This window comes from Bacillus fungorum (genome assembly GCF_002746455.1).
GTDB lineage: Bacteria > Bacillota > Bacilli > Bacillales > Bacillaceae_G > Bacillus_A > Bacillus_A fungorum.
On record NZ_NWUW01000006.1, the window covers coordinates 42,148 to 58,090 of the forward strand.

At 36.1% G+C, this 15,943-nt stretch carries 18 protein-coding genes; 12 read left to right on the top strand and 6 right to left on the bottom strand.

What is annotated here, in order from left to right:
- The first annotated feature begins 25 nt into the window (after positions 1-25).
- Positions 26-1,594 (top strand): amidohydrolase, encoded by a 1,569-nt coding sequence (locus CO726_RS10475; protein WP_099684208.1) that lies wholly within the window; start codon positions 26-28, stop codon positions 1,592-1,594.
- 210 nt (positions 1,595-1,804) lie between these two features.
- On the opposite strand, the gene CO726_RS10480 is transcribed toward CO726_RS10475, so the two are convergent.
- Entirely contained in the window at positions 1,805-2,608 is an 804-nt protein-coding gene (locus CO726_RS10480; protein ID WP_099684209.1) for an NAD kinase, read from the bottom strand.
- Between the two features lie 205 nt (positions 2,609-2,813).
- Between CO726_RS10480 and CO726_RS10485 the strand changes: the two genes are divergently transcribed.
- From CO726_RS10485 to ackA, 5 genes are all read left to right on the top strand, one after another.
- Complete coding sequence (locus tag CO726_RS10485) at positions 2,814-3,452, top strand: DUF2953 domain-containing protein (protein ID WP_099684210.1); 639 nt, start codon at positions 2,814-2,816, stop codon at positions 3,450-3,452.
- 12 nt (positions 3,453-3,464) lie between these two features.
- The gene (gene ytfJ, locus CO726_RS10490) at positions 3,465-3,860 is read left to right on the top strand and encodes a GerW family sporulation protein (RefSeq protein ID WP_000350005.1); all 396 of its coding nucleotides are present in this window, start codon (positions 3,465-3,467) and stop codon (positions 3,858-3,860) included.
- Positions 3,861-3,994: 134 nt separating this feature from the next.
- Positions 3,995-4,495 (top strand): thiol peroxidase, encoded by a 501-nt coding sequence (gene tpx / locus CO726_RS10495; RefSeq protein WP_000024528.1) that lies wholly within the window; start codon positions 3,995-3,997, stop codon positions 4,493-4,495.
- A 196-nt stretch (positions 4,496-4,691) separates the two neighbouring features.
- The gene (locus CO726_RS10500) at positions 4,692-5,678 is read left to right on the top strand and encodes a class I SAM-dependent methyltransferase (protein WP_071756978.1); all 987 of its coding nucleotides are present in this window, start codon (positions 4,692-4,694) and stop codon (positions 5,676-5,678) included.
- Between the two features lie 299 nt (positions 5,679-5,977).
- Positions 5,978-7,171: an acetate kinase gene (ackA, locus tag CO726_RS10505; protein WP_098638781.1), complete on the top strand. Its 1,194-nt coding sequence runs from the start codon at positions 5,978-5,980 to the stop codon at positions 7,169-7,171.
- 28 nt (positions 7,172-7,199) lie between these two features.
- Here the strand turns inward: ackA and CO726_RS10510 are convergent, their stop codons facing one another.
- Complete coding sequence (locus tag CO726_RS10510; RefSeq protein WP_099684211.1) at positions 7,200-7,634, bottom strand: NUDIX hydrolase; 435 nt, start codon at positions 7,632-7,634, stop codon at positions 7,200-7,202.
- Positions 7,635-7,801: 167 nt separating this feature from the next.
- On the opposite strand from CO726_RS10510, the gene CO726_RS10515 reads away from it, so the two are divergent.
- On the top strand, positions 7,802-8,635 hold the full coding sequence (locus CO726_RS10515) for an EcsC family protein (protein ID WP_099684212.1): 834 nt from the start codon (positions 7,802-7,804) through the stop codon (positions 8,633-8,635).
- 31 nt (positions 8,636-8,666) lie between these two features.
- On the opposite strand, the gene CO726_RS10520 is transcribed toward CO726_RS10515, so the two are convergent.
- On the bottom strand, positions 8,667-9,320 hold the full coding sequence (locus tag CO726_RS10520; protein ID WP_099684213.1) for a YitT family protein: 654 nt from the start codon (positions 9,318-9,320) through the stop codon (positions 8,667-8,669).
- Positions 9,321-10,174: 854 nt separating this feature from the next.
- Between CO726_RS10520 and CO726_RS10530 the strand changes: the two genes are divergently transcribed.
- Positions 10,175-10,369, top strand: coding sequence for a hypothetical protein (locus CO726_RS10530; protein ID WP_136699535.1), 195 nt, complete (start codon positions 10,175-10,177; stop codon positions 10,367-10,369).
- A gap of 28 nt (positions 10,370-10,397) precedes the next feature.
- Here CO726_RS10530 and CO726_RS10535 read toward each other — a convergent pair whose 3' ends face one another.
- A complete protein-coding gene (locus tag CO726_RS10535) occupies positions 10,398-10,715 on the bottom strand; it encodes a hypothetical protein (protein WP_000417213.1) in 318 nt (105 codons plus the stop codon).
- Between the two features lie 166 nt (positions 10,716-10,881).
- Here CO726_RS10535 and CO726_RS10540 point away from each other — a divergent pair, with 166 nt between their 5' ends.
- Both CO726_RS10540 and argH read left to right on the top strand, forming a co-directional pair.
- A complete protein-coding gene (locus CO726_RS10540) occupies positions 10,882-12,087 on the top strand; it encodes an argininosuccinate synthase (RefSeq protein ID WP_099684215.1) in 1,206 nt (401 codons plus the stop codon).
- Positions 12,084-13,475: an argininosuccinate lyase gene (gene argH, locus CO726_RS10545; RefSeq protein ID WP_099684216.1), complete on the top strand. Its 1,392-nt coding sequence runs from the start codon at positions 12,084-12,086 to the stop codon at positions 13,473-13,475. Before CO726_RS10540 ends, argH begins: the two co-directional genes overlap by 4 nt.
- A gap of 54 nt (positions 13,476-13,529) precedes the next feature.
- On the opposite strand, the gene CO726_RS10550 is transcribed toward argH, so the two are convergent.
- Together CO726_RS10550 and CO726_RS10555 are read right to left on the bottom strand one after the other, a co-directional pair.
- Positions 13,530-14,096 carry a DinB family protein gene (locus CO726_RS10550; RefSeq protein WP_099684217.1) on the bottom strand — a complete coding sequence of 189 codons (567 nt, stop codon included), beginning with the start codon at positions 14,094-14,096 and terminating at the stop codon, positions 13,530-13,532.
- A gap of 97 nt (positions 14,097-14,193) precedes the next feature.
- Positions 14,194-14,373: a hypothetical protein gene (locus CO726_RS10555; RefSeq protein WP_000342760.1), complete on the bottom strand. Its 180-nt coding sequence runs from the start codon at positions 14,371-14,373 to the stop codon at positions 14,194-14,196.
- Positions 14,374-14,468: 95 nt separating this feature from the next.
- Between CO726_RS10555 and CO726_RS10560 the strand changes: the two genes are divergently transcribed.
- The gene (locus tag CO726_RS10560) at positions 14,469-15,164 is read left to right on the top strand and encodes a hypothetical protein (protein ID WP_099684218.1); all 696 of its coding nucleotides are present in this window, start codon (positions 14,469-14,471) and stop codon (positions 15,162-15,164) included.
- 76 nt (positions 15,165-15,240) lie between these two features.
- Positions 15,241-15,912: a hypothetical protein gene (locus tag CO726_RS10565; RefSeq protein WP_099684219.1), complete on the top strand. Its 672-nt coding sequence runs from the start codon at positions 15,241-15,243 to the stop codon at positions 15,910-15,912.
- Positions 15,913-15,943: the final 31 nt, after the last annotated feature.

A 15,943-nucleotide genomic window follows, 5' to 3' on the forward strand; every position in this document is an offset into this window, starting at 1 on the left:
ACTTAAGGGAAAAGGGGATGAGCATATGGGAGAAATTTGGTATGGCGGCACCATTTACACAATGAGAGAAGAGAATGAAAAAGTTGACGCTGTTTACGTTGAAAACGGTACGATCGTTGATGTTGGAAGTAAAGAAGAGTTAGAAAACCGATATGCTGTGGCTAAATTACACGATTTAAAAGGCAAAACGATGATTCCAGGTCTCGTTGATAGCCATATGCATCTTATTGGTCACGGGGAGAGATTACTTCGTCTAGATTTATCAAATTGTACATCGTATAGCGAAGTGCTGACTCTCGTTCAGAAGCGAGTAGAAGAAGCACCAAAAGGTTGTTGGATTATTGGAGAAGGCTGGAATGAAAATAACTTTACAGATACGAAAGATGTTCATACAAAAGATTTAGATGCAATTTCAAGAGAACATCCCATTTTATTAAAGAGGGTTTGTCGCCACGTTACATGGGTGAACTCATACATACTGCAAGAAGCGGATATAACAGCAATGACGCAAGACCCGAAAGGCGGGAAAATTGGCCGTGATTCATCAAATATGTTAACGGGGCTTTTATATGAACAAGGGCAAGAGTTAATTAAACATGTTCAGCCTGAAATTGATGAAGCTTATTTACAAAGCGCTTTGCGAACAGCAATTAAAGACTGCTGGCAATATGGCCTCGTTGGTGGGCATACGGAAGATTTAAATTATTACGGTGGTTTTAGAAAGACGCACAATGCGTTTTCTCATGTTATAAAAGAATTGCCATTTAAAGCACATTTGCTCGTTCACCATAAAGTAGCACATGAACGAAAGGAATATGAAAACGAGCATTATATTGAGTTTGGGGCGATGAAAATTTTTTCTGACGGTTCTTTTGGGGGAAGAACAGCTTTATTAAGTGAACCGTATGAAGATGCAAAGGAAACAAATGGTGTTGCAATCTTCTCACGTGAAGAGCTTGCGGAGTTAGTGAAAAAAGCACGAGATTTACAAATGCCAGTTGCTATTCATACAATCGGTGATTTATCGCTTGAATATGTCATTGATGCGCTTGAATTGTATCCGCCAGCGGAAGGATTACGTGACCGCATTATTCATTGTCAGCTCGCTCGTGAAGAGTTGATTGAGAGAATGAAAAACTTACAAGCCATTATTGATATACAGCCAGTTTTTGTTTCATCAGATTTTCCATCAGTCATTGAAAAACTAGGTGAGCATCGTCTTCGTTATGCGTACGCTTGGAAGACGTTACTAGAAGCAGGATTACATTGCAACGGTGGATCTGACGCACCAATTGAACAAGTGAATCCGTTTTTAGGCATATATAGCGCTGTTACACGTAGAAGTTTTATTGACGGTGTATGTTATATGACGGAAGAAAGATTAACGGTATATGAGGCTGTCTCTTTATTTACAACAGGAAGTGCCTATGCAATCGGAAAAGAAGCGAAGCGAGGACAAATCGCAAAAGGATATGAGGCAGACTTTACGATATTAGACCGCAATATTTTTGAAATAGAGGCAGAAGAAATAAAAGAAGTGCAAGCAGCGATGACTGTAATTGATGGGAAGGTTGTTTATAGAAAAGAAGCGTGAGAATATATGAGCGGTTTTTGGAATATATCGACCGCAACTCGAAATATATGAGCGTTTTTTTAGAATATATCGACCACAACTCAAAATATATCAGCGATTATTGAAATATATCAACTTACCGACACAATTCAACCCAAATAGCAACTAATAGCGAGAGAAAGAAAACCCGTCGCATTATGGAATCTCCATAATGCGACGGGTTTTTTAATACTATAAAAACGTTCTCTGTACTTTTTCCCAGAAGGAATTGTTTTTTAATTTAACTGTTTTAATTTGTTTATCGCTTAAGCGTACAACAGCTTTTTCTACTTGTTTAATGCTAAGCGCTTCATTATCCATACCGATAACAGGGTAATCGTTACCGTCTGGTCTTAGTTTTAAGGTTAATGTACGCTCGTGATTTAAAATGAACGGTGAACCAAGTGTACGGTATGTGTTGTTATTTAAAGATGCTAATTCACTTACTTGGAAGCAAGGGATAAGCGGGTCAACAACTGCACCGTGCAATGATTTATTGTAAGCTGTACTTCCTGTTGGAGTAGAAACAACTAAACCGTCCCCTCTAAATGTTTCGAAATATAAATCATCAACGTGAACATCTACAACGAACGTTTTAATAATGCTAGAACGTAATGAGAACTCATTTAAACAATGGAAAGATGTGCTGCCATCTACATCTACCTGAATTGTTGGATATTTTCGCACTTCAATTTCATTTTTTGTAATTTCTTGAAGGGCTGTATCAACGTGATCAATATGGAAATCGCAGTAGAATGAAATTTCATCTTTCGTAGAAATCCCTGCGTATAAACAATCTTCCCTAAAACCAGTTTTACGAACGGCTTGTAAGAAAGTTGCATCATCTCCAACACTGACGATAGCGTTTGCATTTTTTGGATGATCTAATATGGTAAATCCATTCTCTTCTAAAATACGATAGATTGGTTTCATTTTTTCAACGAGCTTTGCTTTGTCATCACCATAAAAGAAAAATAAATTGCGACGATCTGCCATTATGTATCCCTCCACTGCAGTTAAATTTTCTATGCTTCGTGCTACATATCATCAAAATACGTTCCCTGACGATATGTTCAAATAATATATTTCGATACAAATTGTCAAAACACCTTTTTATTTTTAGAAAAATTTTTATATTCAATCTTATGGAATTCTGTTTAATGATGAATAAACTTGTCGATAATGGGTACGGAGTGAAAGGATGATACGTATGAAGTGGCTCGTAATTGGAATAATAATTCTTCTCCTTTTTATTTTGTTTATATTATTGTCGAAAATAAAACTTAAAGTGACATTTTTATATTCAGAAATGGAAAAGCAATGTTTGCTTCAAGTGAAAATATGGATGATTCGATATACATTTGATGTGTTGGAAAGAATTGAAAAACAGCAGAAGAAAACAGGACAAAAAATCGAAAAAGCTGAAGAGGACGGCGGACTAGACAATAAAATTATGGCACAACTTGATAGCATTGGGGAGCTGATAAAAAAGCTGCAAGAAGTTCATACTATTGTTAAAGATTTTCTCAAACGAGTGAAAATCAATAGTTGGAAATGGCATACGCAAATCGGAGCAGGTGATGCAGCTAGTACTGGAATTGTCACCGGATATGCATGGGGGACAAAAGGAATGGCTGCTGGAGTTGTAGGACAATATATGCATATTGTCGACGTACCAGAATTTGAAATTACCCCTGTTTTTCAAGGGAAAGGATTTGCGTCAAGATGTGAGTTAACAGCATCTTTTCGTATATTTCGTGCTATAAAAACAGGAATAAAATTACTCACGTTTATGAGAAGACAAAGATCTGGTGTGAATGAAAAATCTGTGCAAGCATAGGGGGGATATAAAGTGGACCATCCAATTCAAGGTTTAATGACCACTGCAATGCAGCATTTAAAACAAATGACTGATGTAAATACAATTGTGGGCGATCCAATTAAAGCGGCAGATGGAAGTGTAATTCTTACCGTTTCGAAAGTTAGTTTCGGATTTGCTGCTGGTGGAAGTGAATTTGGTAAAGTAGAACATTCAGGCCGTCATCCGTTTGGCGGGGGAAGTGGTGGAGGAGTTTCTATTAATCCTGTTGCTTTTCTTGTAATAAATGGAGAAGGTGTAAAAGTGTTACACTTAGATAAACAAACACACGTCATCGATAAAATAATTGAATTAGCACCACAAGCTGTTGATAAAGTGAAAGAAATGATGGATAAACGAAAAGAAGATGATCCTGAATTTCAAATTTAACGAATAAAGAAGCTGATCAATAGATTAGCTTCTTTAATTTTTTTGTAAATAAAGCGATTTTATTTGCATTATCGATAGGGACAAACTATCATTTACATTGTACATATTTTGTTTAAATAAGGGAGGATTTTTAAGTGGCAAACGTAACTTTTAAAGGCAATCCAATGACTTTAGTTGGAACAGAAGTTAAAGTTGGCGATCAAGCGCCAAACTTCCAAGTGTTAGCAAATGACTTATCTCCAGTAAGTTTAGAAACATACAAAGGCGAAGTGAAATTAATTAGTGTTGTACCTTCAATCGACACAGGTGTGTGTGATGCACAAACACGTCGTTTTAACCAAGATGCAGCAGGTATTGAAAACGCGAAAGTATTAACAATTAGCGCTGATTTACCATTCGCTCAAAAACGCTGGTGTGCAGCAAACGGTTTAGAAAATGTTGTTACACTTTCTGACCACCGCGACCTTTCATTCGGTGAAGCTTACGGCTTAGTAATGAAAGAGCTTCGTTTACTTGCTCGTGCAGTATTCGTAGTAGATAGCAACGACAAAGTAGTTTACGTAGAATACGTAAGCGAAGGTACAAGCCATCCAAACTATGAAGCAGCATTAGAAGCAGCTAAAGCGGCAAAGTAATGTGAAGGAAGATGACCTCTTTGTAAGAGGTCGTCTTTTCTCATGTATTGTTATATTGAACCAATATATGAGAAAAGACGTTATATTATACATCACTTAAAAGGGGGCTCTTAAAAAGAGGTCGCTTTTTCTTTTGGGAAAAATCAGATTATGGTATGATATAAGTTATGTGTAAAAGAGAGAAGGAGGAATGTACGTGAGTCAGACAGTAGAAACATTATTTTCTATTTTTGATTCTTCTGCGGTAGTTTTACGTAAAGAATTAGATGTAACATATTTAGAGGCGCTTGTAGAAACAGGTGATAACTTGTTTGAAGGAGCGATTTTACAAGAGGAATTATCAGAATCAGCAATTGAAAGGCTGAATCGTGAATATAGTACGTTTAATGAAGAAACATATAAAGGTGAAGAAATTCGTAAAGCATTTCAGTTAGCCATCTTAAAAGGAATGAAAGAAGGCGTGCAAGCGAATCACGAAATGACGCCTGATGCAGTTGGTATGTTCATGAGTTACTTATTCCATAAATTTATGCAAGGTCAAAATGAAATTACTGTGTTAGACCCTGCTATTGGAACAGGCAACTTAATGACTACAGTGTTTAATAGCGCCAAAGAAGGACTAACAATGAGTGGATTTGGTGTAGAAGTGGATGAAGTGCTAATTAAACTTGCTTTAGTAAATGCGAATTTACAAAAGCATGCAATCGAATTCTTCCATCAAGATGGACTAGCACCACTTTATATCGATCCGGTTGATGCAGTCGTTTCAGACTTACCGATTGGTTACTATCCAAATGAAATCGGTGCAAGTGAATATAAGTTAAAAGCAGATGAAGGAATGTCATATGCCCACCACCTATTTATTGAACAAAGTGTGAAACATACGAAAGAAGGCGGATACTTATTCTTCCTAGTACCGAACTTCATTTTTGAAAGTGATCAAGCACCGAAATTACATGCATTTATTAAAGAAACATGCTTTATTCAGGGGTTATTACAGTTACCTGTTTCCATGTTTAAAAACGAGAAAAATGCAAAAAGTATATTTGTTCTCCAAAAGAAAGGCCCTAGTGTAACGATGCCAAAACAGGCGTTATTAGTGGAGTTACCTAAATTCTCCAACATGAAGGCGATGGAGGACATTATGGACCAATTAAATACTTGGTTTGCAACGCATAAATAAGGCTAGGTATATGTAACAGGGTTAGTAATTCATGTAGTACAGTTTTATATTATATGTTATATTTTTAAATATATACAAGATTTAACTGAATTTTTTTGAAATCTGTAATATATTTTTTTTCTTGGTGTTACAATTTTTTCACTTGAAATATATGTCGGACGATGTTTAAATTAAAATCGTGAGTATAAAATTTGCTAATGATGAAACGTTTTCATATTTAGTAAATTTGATCAGATAAAATCGAGCGGTTTGTGGAAACACCCACACAACTACCAAGAGAAAAAGGGGCGAAAGACTAGATGTCAAAAATCATCGCGATTAACGCAGGAAGCTCTTCCTTAAAATTCCAATTATTTGAAATGCCAAGTGAAACAGTATTAACAAAAGGTTTAGTAGAACGTATCGGTTTAGAAGATAGTATCTTCACTATTACTGTAGATGGCGAAAAACAAAAAGAAATTACAAACATTCCAGATCACGCAGTAGCAGTTAATATGCTTCTTAAAAAATTAACTGAAAACGGAATTGTTAAATCTCTAGATGAGATTGGCGGTATCGGTCACCGTGTTGTTCATGGCGGCGAAAAATTTGCTGACTCTGTTCTAATTACTGATGAAGTATTAGCTGATATCGAAGAATTAAGCGATTTAGCACCACTTCATAACCCAGCAAACGTTGTTGGTATTAAAGCATTCCAAGAAGTATTACCAAACGTACCAGCAGTAGCAGTATTCGATACAGCATTCCACCAAACAATGCCGGAATCTGCATTCCTATACAGCTTACCATATGAGTACTATGAAAAGTTCGGTATCCGTAAATACGGTTTCCACGGAACTTCTCATAAATATGTAACTGAGCGTGCGGCTGAACTATTAGGTCGTCCACTTGAGAGCTTAAGCTTACTTTCTTGTCACTTAGGTAACGGTGCAAGTATCGCAGCAGTAGAAGGCGGTAAATCTATCGATACTTCTATGGGCTTCACTCCACTTGCTGGTGTAACAATGGGTACACGTTCTGGTAACATTGACCCTGCGTTAATTCCATATATCATGGAAAAAACAGGCCAAACAGTAGAAGAAGTAGTTAGCGTATTAAACAAGAAGAGTGGTATGTTAGGTCTTACTGGTTACTCTAGTGACCTACGTGACATCATTGCGAAAGAAGAAGAAGGCGACCACCGTGCGAAAGTAGCACTTGATGTATTCGTAAGCCGTATCCACAAATACATCGGTTCTTACACTGCTCGTATGAAAGGTGTAGACGCAATCATTTTCACAGCTGGTGTAGGTGAAAACAGTGCGATTATTCGTGAACGCGTATTAGAAGGCCTTGAGTACATGGGCGTATACTTCGATGCAAAACGTAATAACGTATTCGGTGAGGAAGCATTCATTAACTTCCCACACTCTCCAGTAAAAATCATTGTAATTCCAACTGACGAAGAAGTTATGATCGCTCGTGACGTACTACGTCTTGGAGATATTGGTTAATATACTGTATGAAAAGAAAGACGAGATCCTATAGGATTTCGTCTTTCTTCTGTTGGAGATATTTCAAAATTCCATCTGGATATAGTGCTTTCTCTTTTTGAATGAATGCTGTAACGGGAATCCATTTCGCATACGATACTGTTTGCTCATCTTGTATATTCATTATTTCCATTTCATATAGTGATGTGTCTAATAGGCGTAAAGAATATAGCTGAATGATTTCATGACCAATTTCCTCATATAGCTGAAAGATGTTTTCTAAGCAGCCTAAATAATTGGTGATTTCCACTTCTGTATGAAGCTCTTCTTTAAATTCACGAATAACGGTATCTGCTGATTTTTCACCAAGTTCAATTGAACCACCAAGAGGTCGGTAATAGGTTTCGTTATCTGTATGATATTCTTGTACGAGAAGTCGATTGTGATGTATAGTAATGCCAAAAGCTTTTGCTCGTGGATACATATGTATAATCGCTCCTTATATATTTTGTATAAGGATGATTATAATGTAGCTAAGTAGAAATTGGTAACATGTATTCGGATATATGCTATAAATAAGGAACATACAATGTACAAGCATATTTGCAAATATGTTACAATAGAAAAAAATCGAACGAGGTGGTTGTTACGATGCGATCGAAGCGAGAACAAGCCATTTTAGACAATATAAAAGAATGGGAATTGCAATTAGTTGAGCAAGAAGCGACTGATTTTCAAAAAATGTTTGATAAATGGGTACATACTACAATTGCGAAATTACCTGAGAAAAAACGAAAAGACTTCTTTACGAAAGCAGATGGATGGCTCTTTCATTTGCATGCATTGATTCAAAGTTCACAAACACAGTTAGATGCGCGTAATCGTATTTTAGGAACGTCGAGATTATTTGATGAATCGATTGAGCAGCTGGAAGATTTGAAAGCATTATCGATTGATCAATTAACATACATAGCAGAGCAGCAAACAGCACGCCATCGCTTATATTCATTCGTACAAGGCGGAGCAACGGGTGCTGGAGGTTTATTATTATTAACGGCTGATTTTCCAGCTATGATCGCGTTAAATGTGAAGGCTGTCCAACTTATTGCAACCTCATTTGGACATGATGTGAATAAGCCTTATGAAATGATGCTTGCGTTAAAGGTGTTTCATGCGTCATTACTACCAGGAAGACTTCAGCAATACGCATGGTACAATTTATTGCAAGAGCTAGAGCAAGAAGATTCCTTCTTCTATGAAGGAGACGAAGCGGTGTTACAACCAGCTTCTACTGAGATTGTGTTAAAACAAATTTTGAAAACATTTTCGATTTATGCTCTTCGTCGTAAATTATTCCAAGGTATTCCGGTAATTGGAATGGCAATCGGATCTACAGTGAATTATCGTTTAACAAGAAACGTTACTGAATTTGCAAATAGATTTTATCAAGTACGCCATATAGTCGAGAAGGAAAAAAGAGCATAAAAAAAGCGAGAGGCCGAGGCCTTTCGCTTTTTTAATTTGTTGCATGTTTTTTTGGCATTGGAACAGATACTGGTTGCTTTTCTGCTGTTTTTGGATAATAAATTAAATCCAATGTTTTTGCCTGTACGGCAATCGAAAGAATAGTGAAAGCAATTTCTGTCCAATTTAAATAATATAATGAAAGCGCAAGAACAATCGCGTCAAAGACGAAGAAAATTTGCCCAATTGTAAAACGTGTTTTTTTACTTAATACAATTGTTAAAATATCGTCTCCACCGGTTGCACCGCCAAATCGCAATATAAAACCGAGTCCAATACCAGCTAACGCACCGCCAACTACTGCAGCTATAAATAAATTGTTTGATAAATCGACCGTAAATGGAGAATAATTTTCCATAAGAGAATAAAATACTCCGAATGAAATTGAACCTAAGAATGAATAGCCAACCATTTTTCTACCTAAAAATGAAGCACACAGTAAAATAATTGGGATATCCATAATTACAGTTGAAATAGATGGTGAAATATCATAAAAATTTTGGATGAATAGTGCGATACCTACAAAGCCACCTTCTGTTAAGTGGTTTTGGAAGTGAATATGATATAGCGCTGCTGCTAAAATAAATGAACCGATTAAAACCATAAAAACTTCTTTAATAATTTGTCGACTTTGGATGTTCCTCATCGTTATTCCTTCTTTCCGTAGTTAGTAGTCCTTTTTGTGTTGTAAACTAACTACGAGCTCACATGTAGCTTTCAGTTAGTTTACGAAAAAAACTAACTACGCTATATGTCGCTGAAGAAATAACGAATAATCCTCTCGTCCATCAATTCTCCCTACCTTCGTTTTAGTTTAAGTCTTAAAACGACTAAACAAAACGTGGAGTAGGATTCTTCATTTAGCAATCCTGCTCTTCTTTGTTTTGTTTAGCTAGTAACAATTAAGTCCTAAACAAAACGCTATGTGTAAGAAGAGTCTTTTTTTTGCCAAATTATCCTTCGGGCAATCATAATTTCCCCACTCTCGTATTTTTTTCGCTAGACTAAAGTATCTAAGCTGGAAAATACGCTACGTGTATGATTCGTCAATACGATGCCACATGCTCCTTCGAGCGATCATGATATCAAAATCCCTTCCTTCAAGATTTATATTATTATATCATACTTTCAAAAAATGTATGCGGATGGAAACCGACAATAAACGGAGGGAATCTACAAAAATTGTTATGTTTAAATATTTTTGTAGAAAAGCCTAAGTTATTTTGCAGAATTGGACAGTTTTTAACGGTTTGTCCAATAAGTAAGAAAAATGGGTTTTATTCAGTTGTATCCTTTTCATCACTTTTATCTTTAAAAAACGCATCCCAGCTAATCACACTTAAAAAAGTTAAAGCGATAATAATGAGAGCGCGCATAAGCTTTAGACCTCCTTTTGTACATAGTATATGAATCATTCACTTTAGAATGTGTCATTTTTTTACAAACTTTAACTATTATGAGAATATATTAATATAGATAGATGAAGGGGAGAATGAACCTATGCTAAAAGACATGTTCAAAAGAAAAGAATTAATATGCGCTTCATGTCAGAAAAAGATTCAATATGAAGAAGAGTTAGTTGCTTTTGTAAAGTTGCCGAAAGAAAGAAGTATATTAGTTGGCCCGTTTGATGTGTGTTTGGCGAAAACAGCACAAGAGATATATTGTAAATCGTGTTACGACAAAAAAGCATGACCCAAAGTAATTAAGGGGCATGCTTTTTTCATTGGTGAGCTTTTCCCTCGGATACATTTTGAGTGAGGCGATACCAAAGCCAAAGGTCATTAATGATGGAAGCGAGATCGGCAATTTCTGAATTTAGTTTGCAAGAAATTTCGAAGTCTTCCTCGTTATTTAAATGATGTTGCTTTGTATTAATATAGTGTTCCAGTTCTTTAATGCGATCAGGGATTTTCCCGCGAACTTGTTCCCATTTTAGTAAAATCGCATGCTGCATTTTTTCGGGGATATCTTCCCAGTCTTCTTGTAAATGTGGAATTTCAATTCCTAGATGTTCATCGTATAAGAAATATTTTTCCATAAGTTCACCCCCGTTTTCCTGCTTATATTTTACATAAAAACAGAAATAAGTTCGACGAAATTGTTTGAAAAAATTTGAAAATGACTCTTGATACATTTTGTAAAAGGTGTTAAAGTTTGAATTATTATAAAAGAAAATGAATATTTATTCTTTAGGGGGATGCAAAATGGAGAAGAAAAAAGTTGTGTTAGCATATTCCGGAGGCCTTGATACTTCCGTTGCAATTAAATGGTTACAAGAGAAGAATTATGATATTATCGCGCTTTGTTTAGACTTAGGGGAAGGTAAAGACTTAGCGTTTGTAAAAGAAAAGGCACTTTCAGTAGGTGCAATTAAATCATATATGATTGATGTTCAAGAAGAATTTGCGAATGAATATGCATTGATGGCGATGCAAGCGCACACGTTATATGAAGGGAAATACCCTCTCGTTTCGGCGTTATCACGTCCACTTATCGCAAAGAAATTAGTAGAAATTGCAGAACAAGAAGGAGCGACTGCAGTTGCACACGGATGTACAGGGAAAGGGAATGATCAAGTTCGTTTTGAAGTTTCTATTCAAGCATTAAATCCTTACTTAGAAGTAATTGCGCCTGTACGTGAATGGAAATGGTCACGTGAAGAAGAAATTGCATATGCAAAAGAAAACAATGTACCAATTCCGATTCATTTAGATAGCCCATTTTCAATTGATCAAAACTTATGGGGACGCAGCAACGAATGCGGAATTTTAGAAGATCCATGGGCAGCACCGCCAGAAGATGCATATGAGATGACATTGGCATTAGAAGATACACCGAATAAACCAGAGTTTGTAGAAATTGGCTTTGAAGCAGGCGTACCGACTACTTTAAATGGCACTGCATATCCACTTTCAGAATTAATTAAAACGTTAAATGCACTTGCTGGAAAACATGGCGTTGGACGTATCGATCACGTAGAAAATCGTCTTGTCGGTATTAAATCGCGTGAAGTATATGAATGCCCAGCAGCAATGACATTAATTACGGCGCACAAGGAACTTGAAGATTTAACACTTGTAAAAGAAGTAGCGCATTTTAAACCGATGATTGAGCAAAAAATAACAGAGCTTATTTATAACGGTTTATGGTTCTCCCCTTTAAAACAAGCGCTGAATGCTTTCTTACAAGAAACGCAAAAGAATGTAACAGGTACAGTGCGTGTGAAATTATTTAAAGGCCATGCGATTGTAGAAGGACGTAAATCTGAGTACTCTTTATACGATGAAAAACTAGCAACATATACTGTCCAGGACGAATTTAATCATGATGCTGCAGTTGGATTCATTTCATTATTTGGTTTACCGACGAAAGTATACAGCCAAGTGAATCAAAAGAAGGTGGAAGCGTGAGCAAACTTTGGGGCGGACGTTTTACAGAAGAAGCGGAAGCATGGGTTGAAGAGTTCGGAGCATCCATCTCCTTTGATCAACAATTAGTAAACCAAGATATAAATGGGAGTATTGCGCACGTAACGATGCTAGCAAAGCAAGGTATCGTTACAAAAGAAGAAGCAGAGAAAATAAAGATAGGTCTTCAATATTTATTAGAAGAAGCGAAACAAAATAAATTGCATTTTTCCGTTGAAGCTGAAGACATTCATTTGAATATTGAAAAGATGTTAATTGAAAAAATTGGTGAAGTAGGAGGGAAACTTCATACAGGCCGAAGCCGTAATGATCAAGTGGCGACTGATATGCACTTATATTTAAAAGAAAAAGTAGAACATATTATTAAAGCTACAAAACAATTGCAAACTGTTCTTGTTCATCAAGCGGAAAATAATATTGAAACGATTATGCCTGGCTATACGCATTTGCAGCGTGCCCAGCCAATTTCATTTGCTCATCATATTCTCGCTTATTTTTGGATGTTAGAGCGTGATGTGAATCGTTATGAAGATTCGTTAAAGCGTATTAACATGTCGCCATTAGGAGCAGGAGCGTTAGCTGGGACAACATTCCCGATTGACCGAGAATATAGTGCGGAGCTTCTTGGATTTAATGGAATCTATGAAAATAGTTTAGATGCGGTAAGCGATCGTGATTTCATACTGGAGTTCCTAAGTAACTCATCTATGCTCATGATGCATTTATCACGCTTTTGCGAAGAACTTATTTTATGGAGTAGCCAAGAGTTTCAATTTATTGAAATGAGCGATCAATACGCAACGGGAAGCAGCATTATGCCGCAAAAGAAAAATCCAGATATGGCGGAACTTATCCGTGGTAAAACAGGCAGAGTATACGGTAATTTATTTAGTTTACTTACAGTAATGAAAGGATTACCGCTCGCTTACAATAAAGACTTGCAAGAAGATAAAGAAGGAATGTTTGATACAGTAAAAACAGTAGAAGGATGCCTTCATATTATGGCAGGTATGTTAGAGACGATGACTGTTAACAAAGAAAAGATGGGGCAAGCTGTAACGCAAGATTTCTCTAACGCAACAGAAATTGCCGACTACTTAGCAAGTAAAGGACTACCATTCCGTCAAGCTCATGAAATTGTTGGGAAGCTAGTGCTACACTGCACACAAAAAGGAATTTATTTAGTAGATGTACCACTTGAAACGTATAAAGAAATGAGCTTGTTATTTGAAGAAGATTTGTATGAAGTTCTTTCACCATATGCAGCTGTAAAGCGCCGTAACAGTGCTGGCGGGACAGGATTTGAGCAAATTGAAAAGGCTTTGGTGAAGGCGAAAGGATTGGTTGGAGAGTTTGTAGGGATTAAATGATGCATGATAAAGAAGGTAAGGTGCTTTTTTAAAAAGTACCTTACCTTTTTGTATTTAGATTTTTAGGGGAGTATCTATCATTTCATAATTATTTTTCATAATCATAAAATGATGTTTCTCATGTATCGCTAATAGTTGAATAGATTGAATCAGGTTAGGATAGTGAGCAATTGGGTCTAAAAATACGATATGTCCTGCAATATTTTCTTCTATATTTTGAACTAGCTTTTTTATTTCATCTGTTTCACGTGCAAGTAATTCTTCTAATTCAGTTACATTCATAGAGTGATAGACTTTTTTTGAAGGGATTAAAATCCAAGGTGCTTTCATTCCTTTACCATGCTTTTCTTTATATTCAGCATAAATGTCATGTATGTCAGTTGCAAATGTGGCATTTTTTCTTAGCTTTGCATAAGGGAAAAGAGTGAGAGAGACTTTAATTGCTACTTTGAGCATCCTTGCAATTAAATATAAGTGATAAAAGTGTTCACCAATAGACCATTTTTTGTCCTCTTTCCTATACCATAGTTGTTCTTGTGATAGTGAATGGAGATGAGGAAGGAACTCGTTCCTTTGTACATGTAATGTTTGAAAATGTTTTGAGATATTTTGGGATTTCATATTTTCGTATCCTTCATACTTTTTTCCTAATTATAATATTTTTTGTGTGAATGTAAGTAAGCCTAGAGCAATCTGTTCTAGGCTTACAATGTATCGATTAATCATATTTATGTCGATCTTCCGTAATTCGAATATACTCAATATCCATCAAATCTCTAAGCAATGCGCCGTTACTTAGTTCCACACCGTGTTTCTCTTTAAAATGTGTACGAATTGTATCTAACATTTCGATTTCTTTCCCATTCACATCTAAAATAATGCGTTCAGAATCATCCATGTTGCATCCTCCTTTTTTAAACATATATATTTTGTCCGTCTATTCCTAAAAAATGTATGTTAATGTAATGTTAGGAAATAAGAAAGGGATGGAAAATGAGACGTATTTATTTTATAGGGTTAATTTTGTACACGTTAATTGTATTACACGTTGCATTCCCAAATATCTTTTCATTTGAGGATGTAGAAACAGTACACATCGGGATATTTATCTTTATTCTATTTATAGTAGACTGCTGTATTTCGATATGGCTTTCGAAAAGAAAACATGTACAAGATAAAAAAGAAATGGAACGAAAAAAGAGAAAACGTTCATTTTGGATGATGACGTACTGTTTGTCTTTAGTGCTTACTGCTGCTTTTTTTAGTGAACATATTCCATTAGAAAGATTAAATATTGGATTTGGAGCATTCGTATTTGCATACTATTTTTTCATGCACTTTCTTCCTTATATGAAAGAAAAGCGAGGAGAAGAGGAAAATCCGCTTGTAGAAGAAGCGAGAGAACAAGAGCATAAGAGAATAGAAGAAGACATAAAGAAACTCGGAGAACAAAAATGGTATTTGAAATCAAAAATTATATATGTTCTTTGCTTCATTACGCCGCCAATTGGTTATTTGTATGTATTCTTCCTTCGTAAAAAAATGACAGAAGATGCAAGGCAAGCGTACTTAACGGTTGCGACGATTATGATGGCATTCTGGTCTTTGAAGTTTCTTCCGCCTTATGTATTTGCGGTTGTCATTGTTGTGCTAGTTTGTCTTGTATTTATAGTGAAGTATGTGAAATAAATTGTAGTTATATAGACTACAGATATATAATTATAATAATTTTATATTATAATATTAAGAAAGAAGAGGATGCGGTATGAGTTTAATTAAATTAGTAACTAGAGCGACGGCTAAAGTTGCGGCTGAAGTAGTGGGCGGTGCGATAGAAGTAGTAGGAGAAGTTACGAACAGTAATTTCATAAAGGATGTTGGAAAAGGGGTTAATAAAGCTACGATTAAAACTGGGGAAATCGTTGGGAATCTTGCTGATGGGACGTATGATGCTATAGGTGGCCTCATTACAGATGATAAACAGCAAGCGAAACGAGGATATAAAGAAATATTTGGAACGGTTCAAGATACGGCAACGACAATTGGAAAAGGTATTGTACATGTTTCAGAAAAGGGCGTTGAAACTGTACAAGCGATAAGAGAAGGAGATACTGATAAAGCAATAGAAGCAGGAAAAGAATTAGCAAAGGTTGCAGCTGTAGGCGTCTTCTCAGTAGGAGTTATTGATATAATTGATGGTGTGGATGGAATCGCCGACGGAGTAGAAGGCGATAGTGTAGCACAAGCATCAGCTCCAGAAGCAATGGATGTAGAATATACAGCGGAGGAAAACCCGAATACTCATCATGTAACACCCCATGAAAGAGTTTTACCTGATGGAAGAACAATATGGGTAGATGGTGATGGGGATACGAGTGTAAATACACAAGGTGGCTGGGAGCAACATAATCCAGATTACAGAATTCCTAAAGTATAAATGAAAATAGGGTGGATAAGAGAAAGTCTCT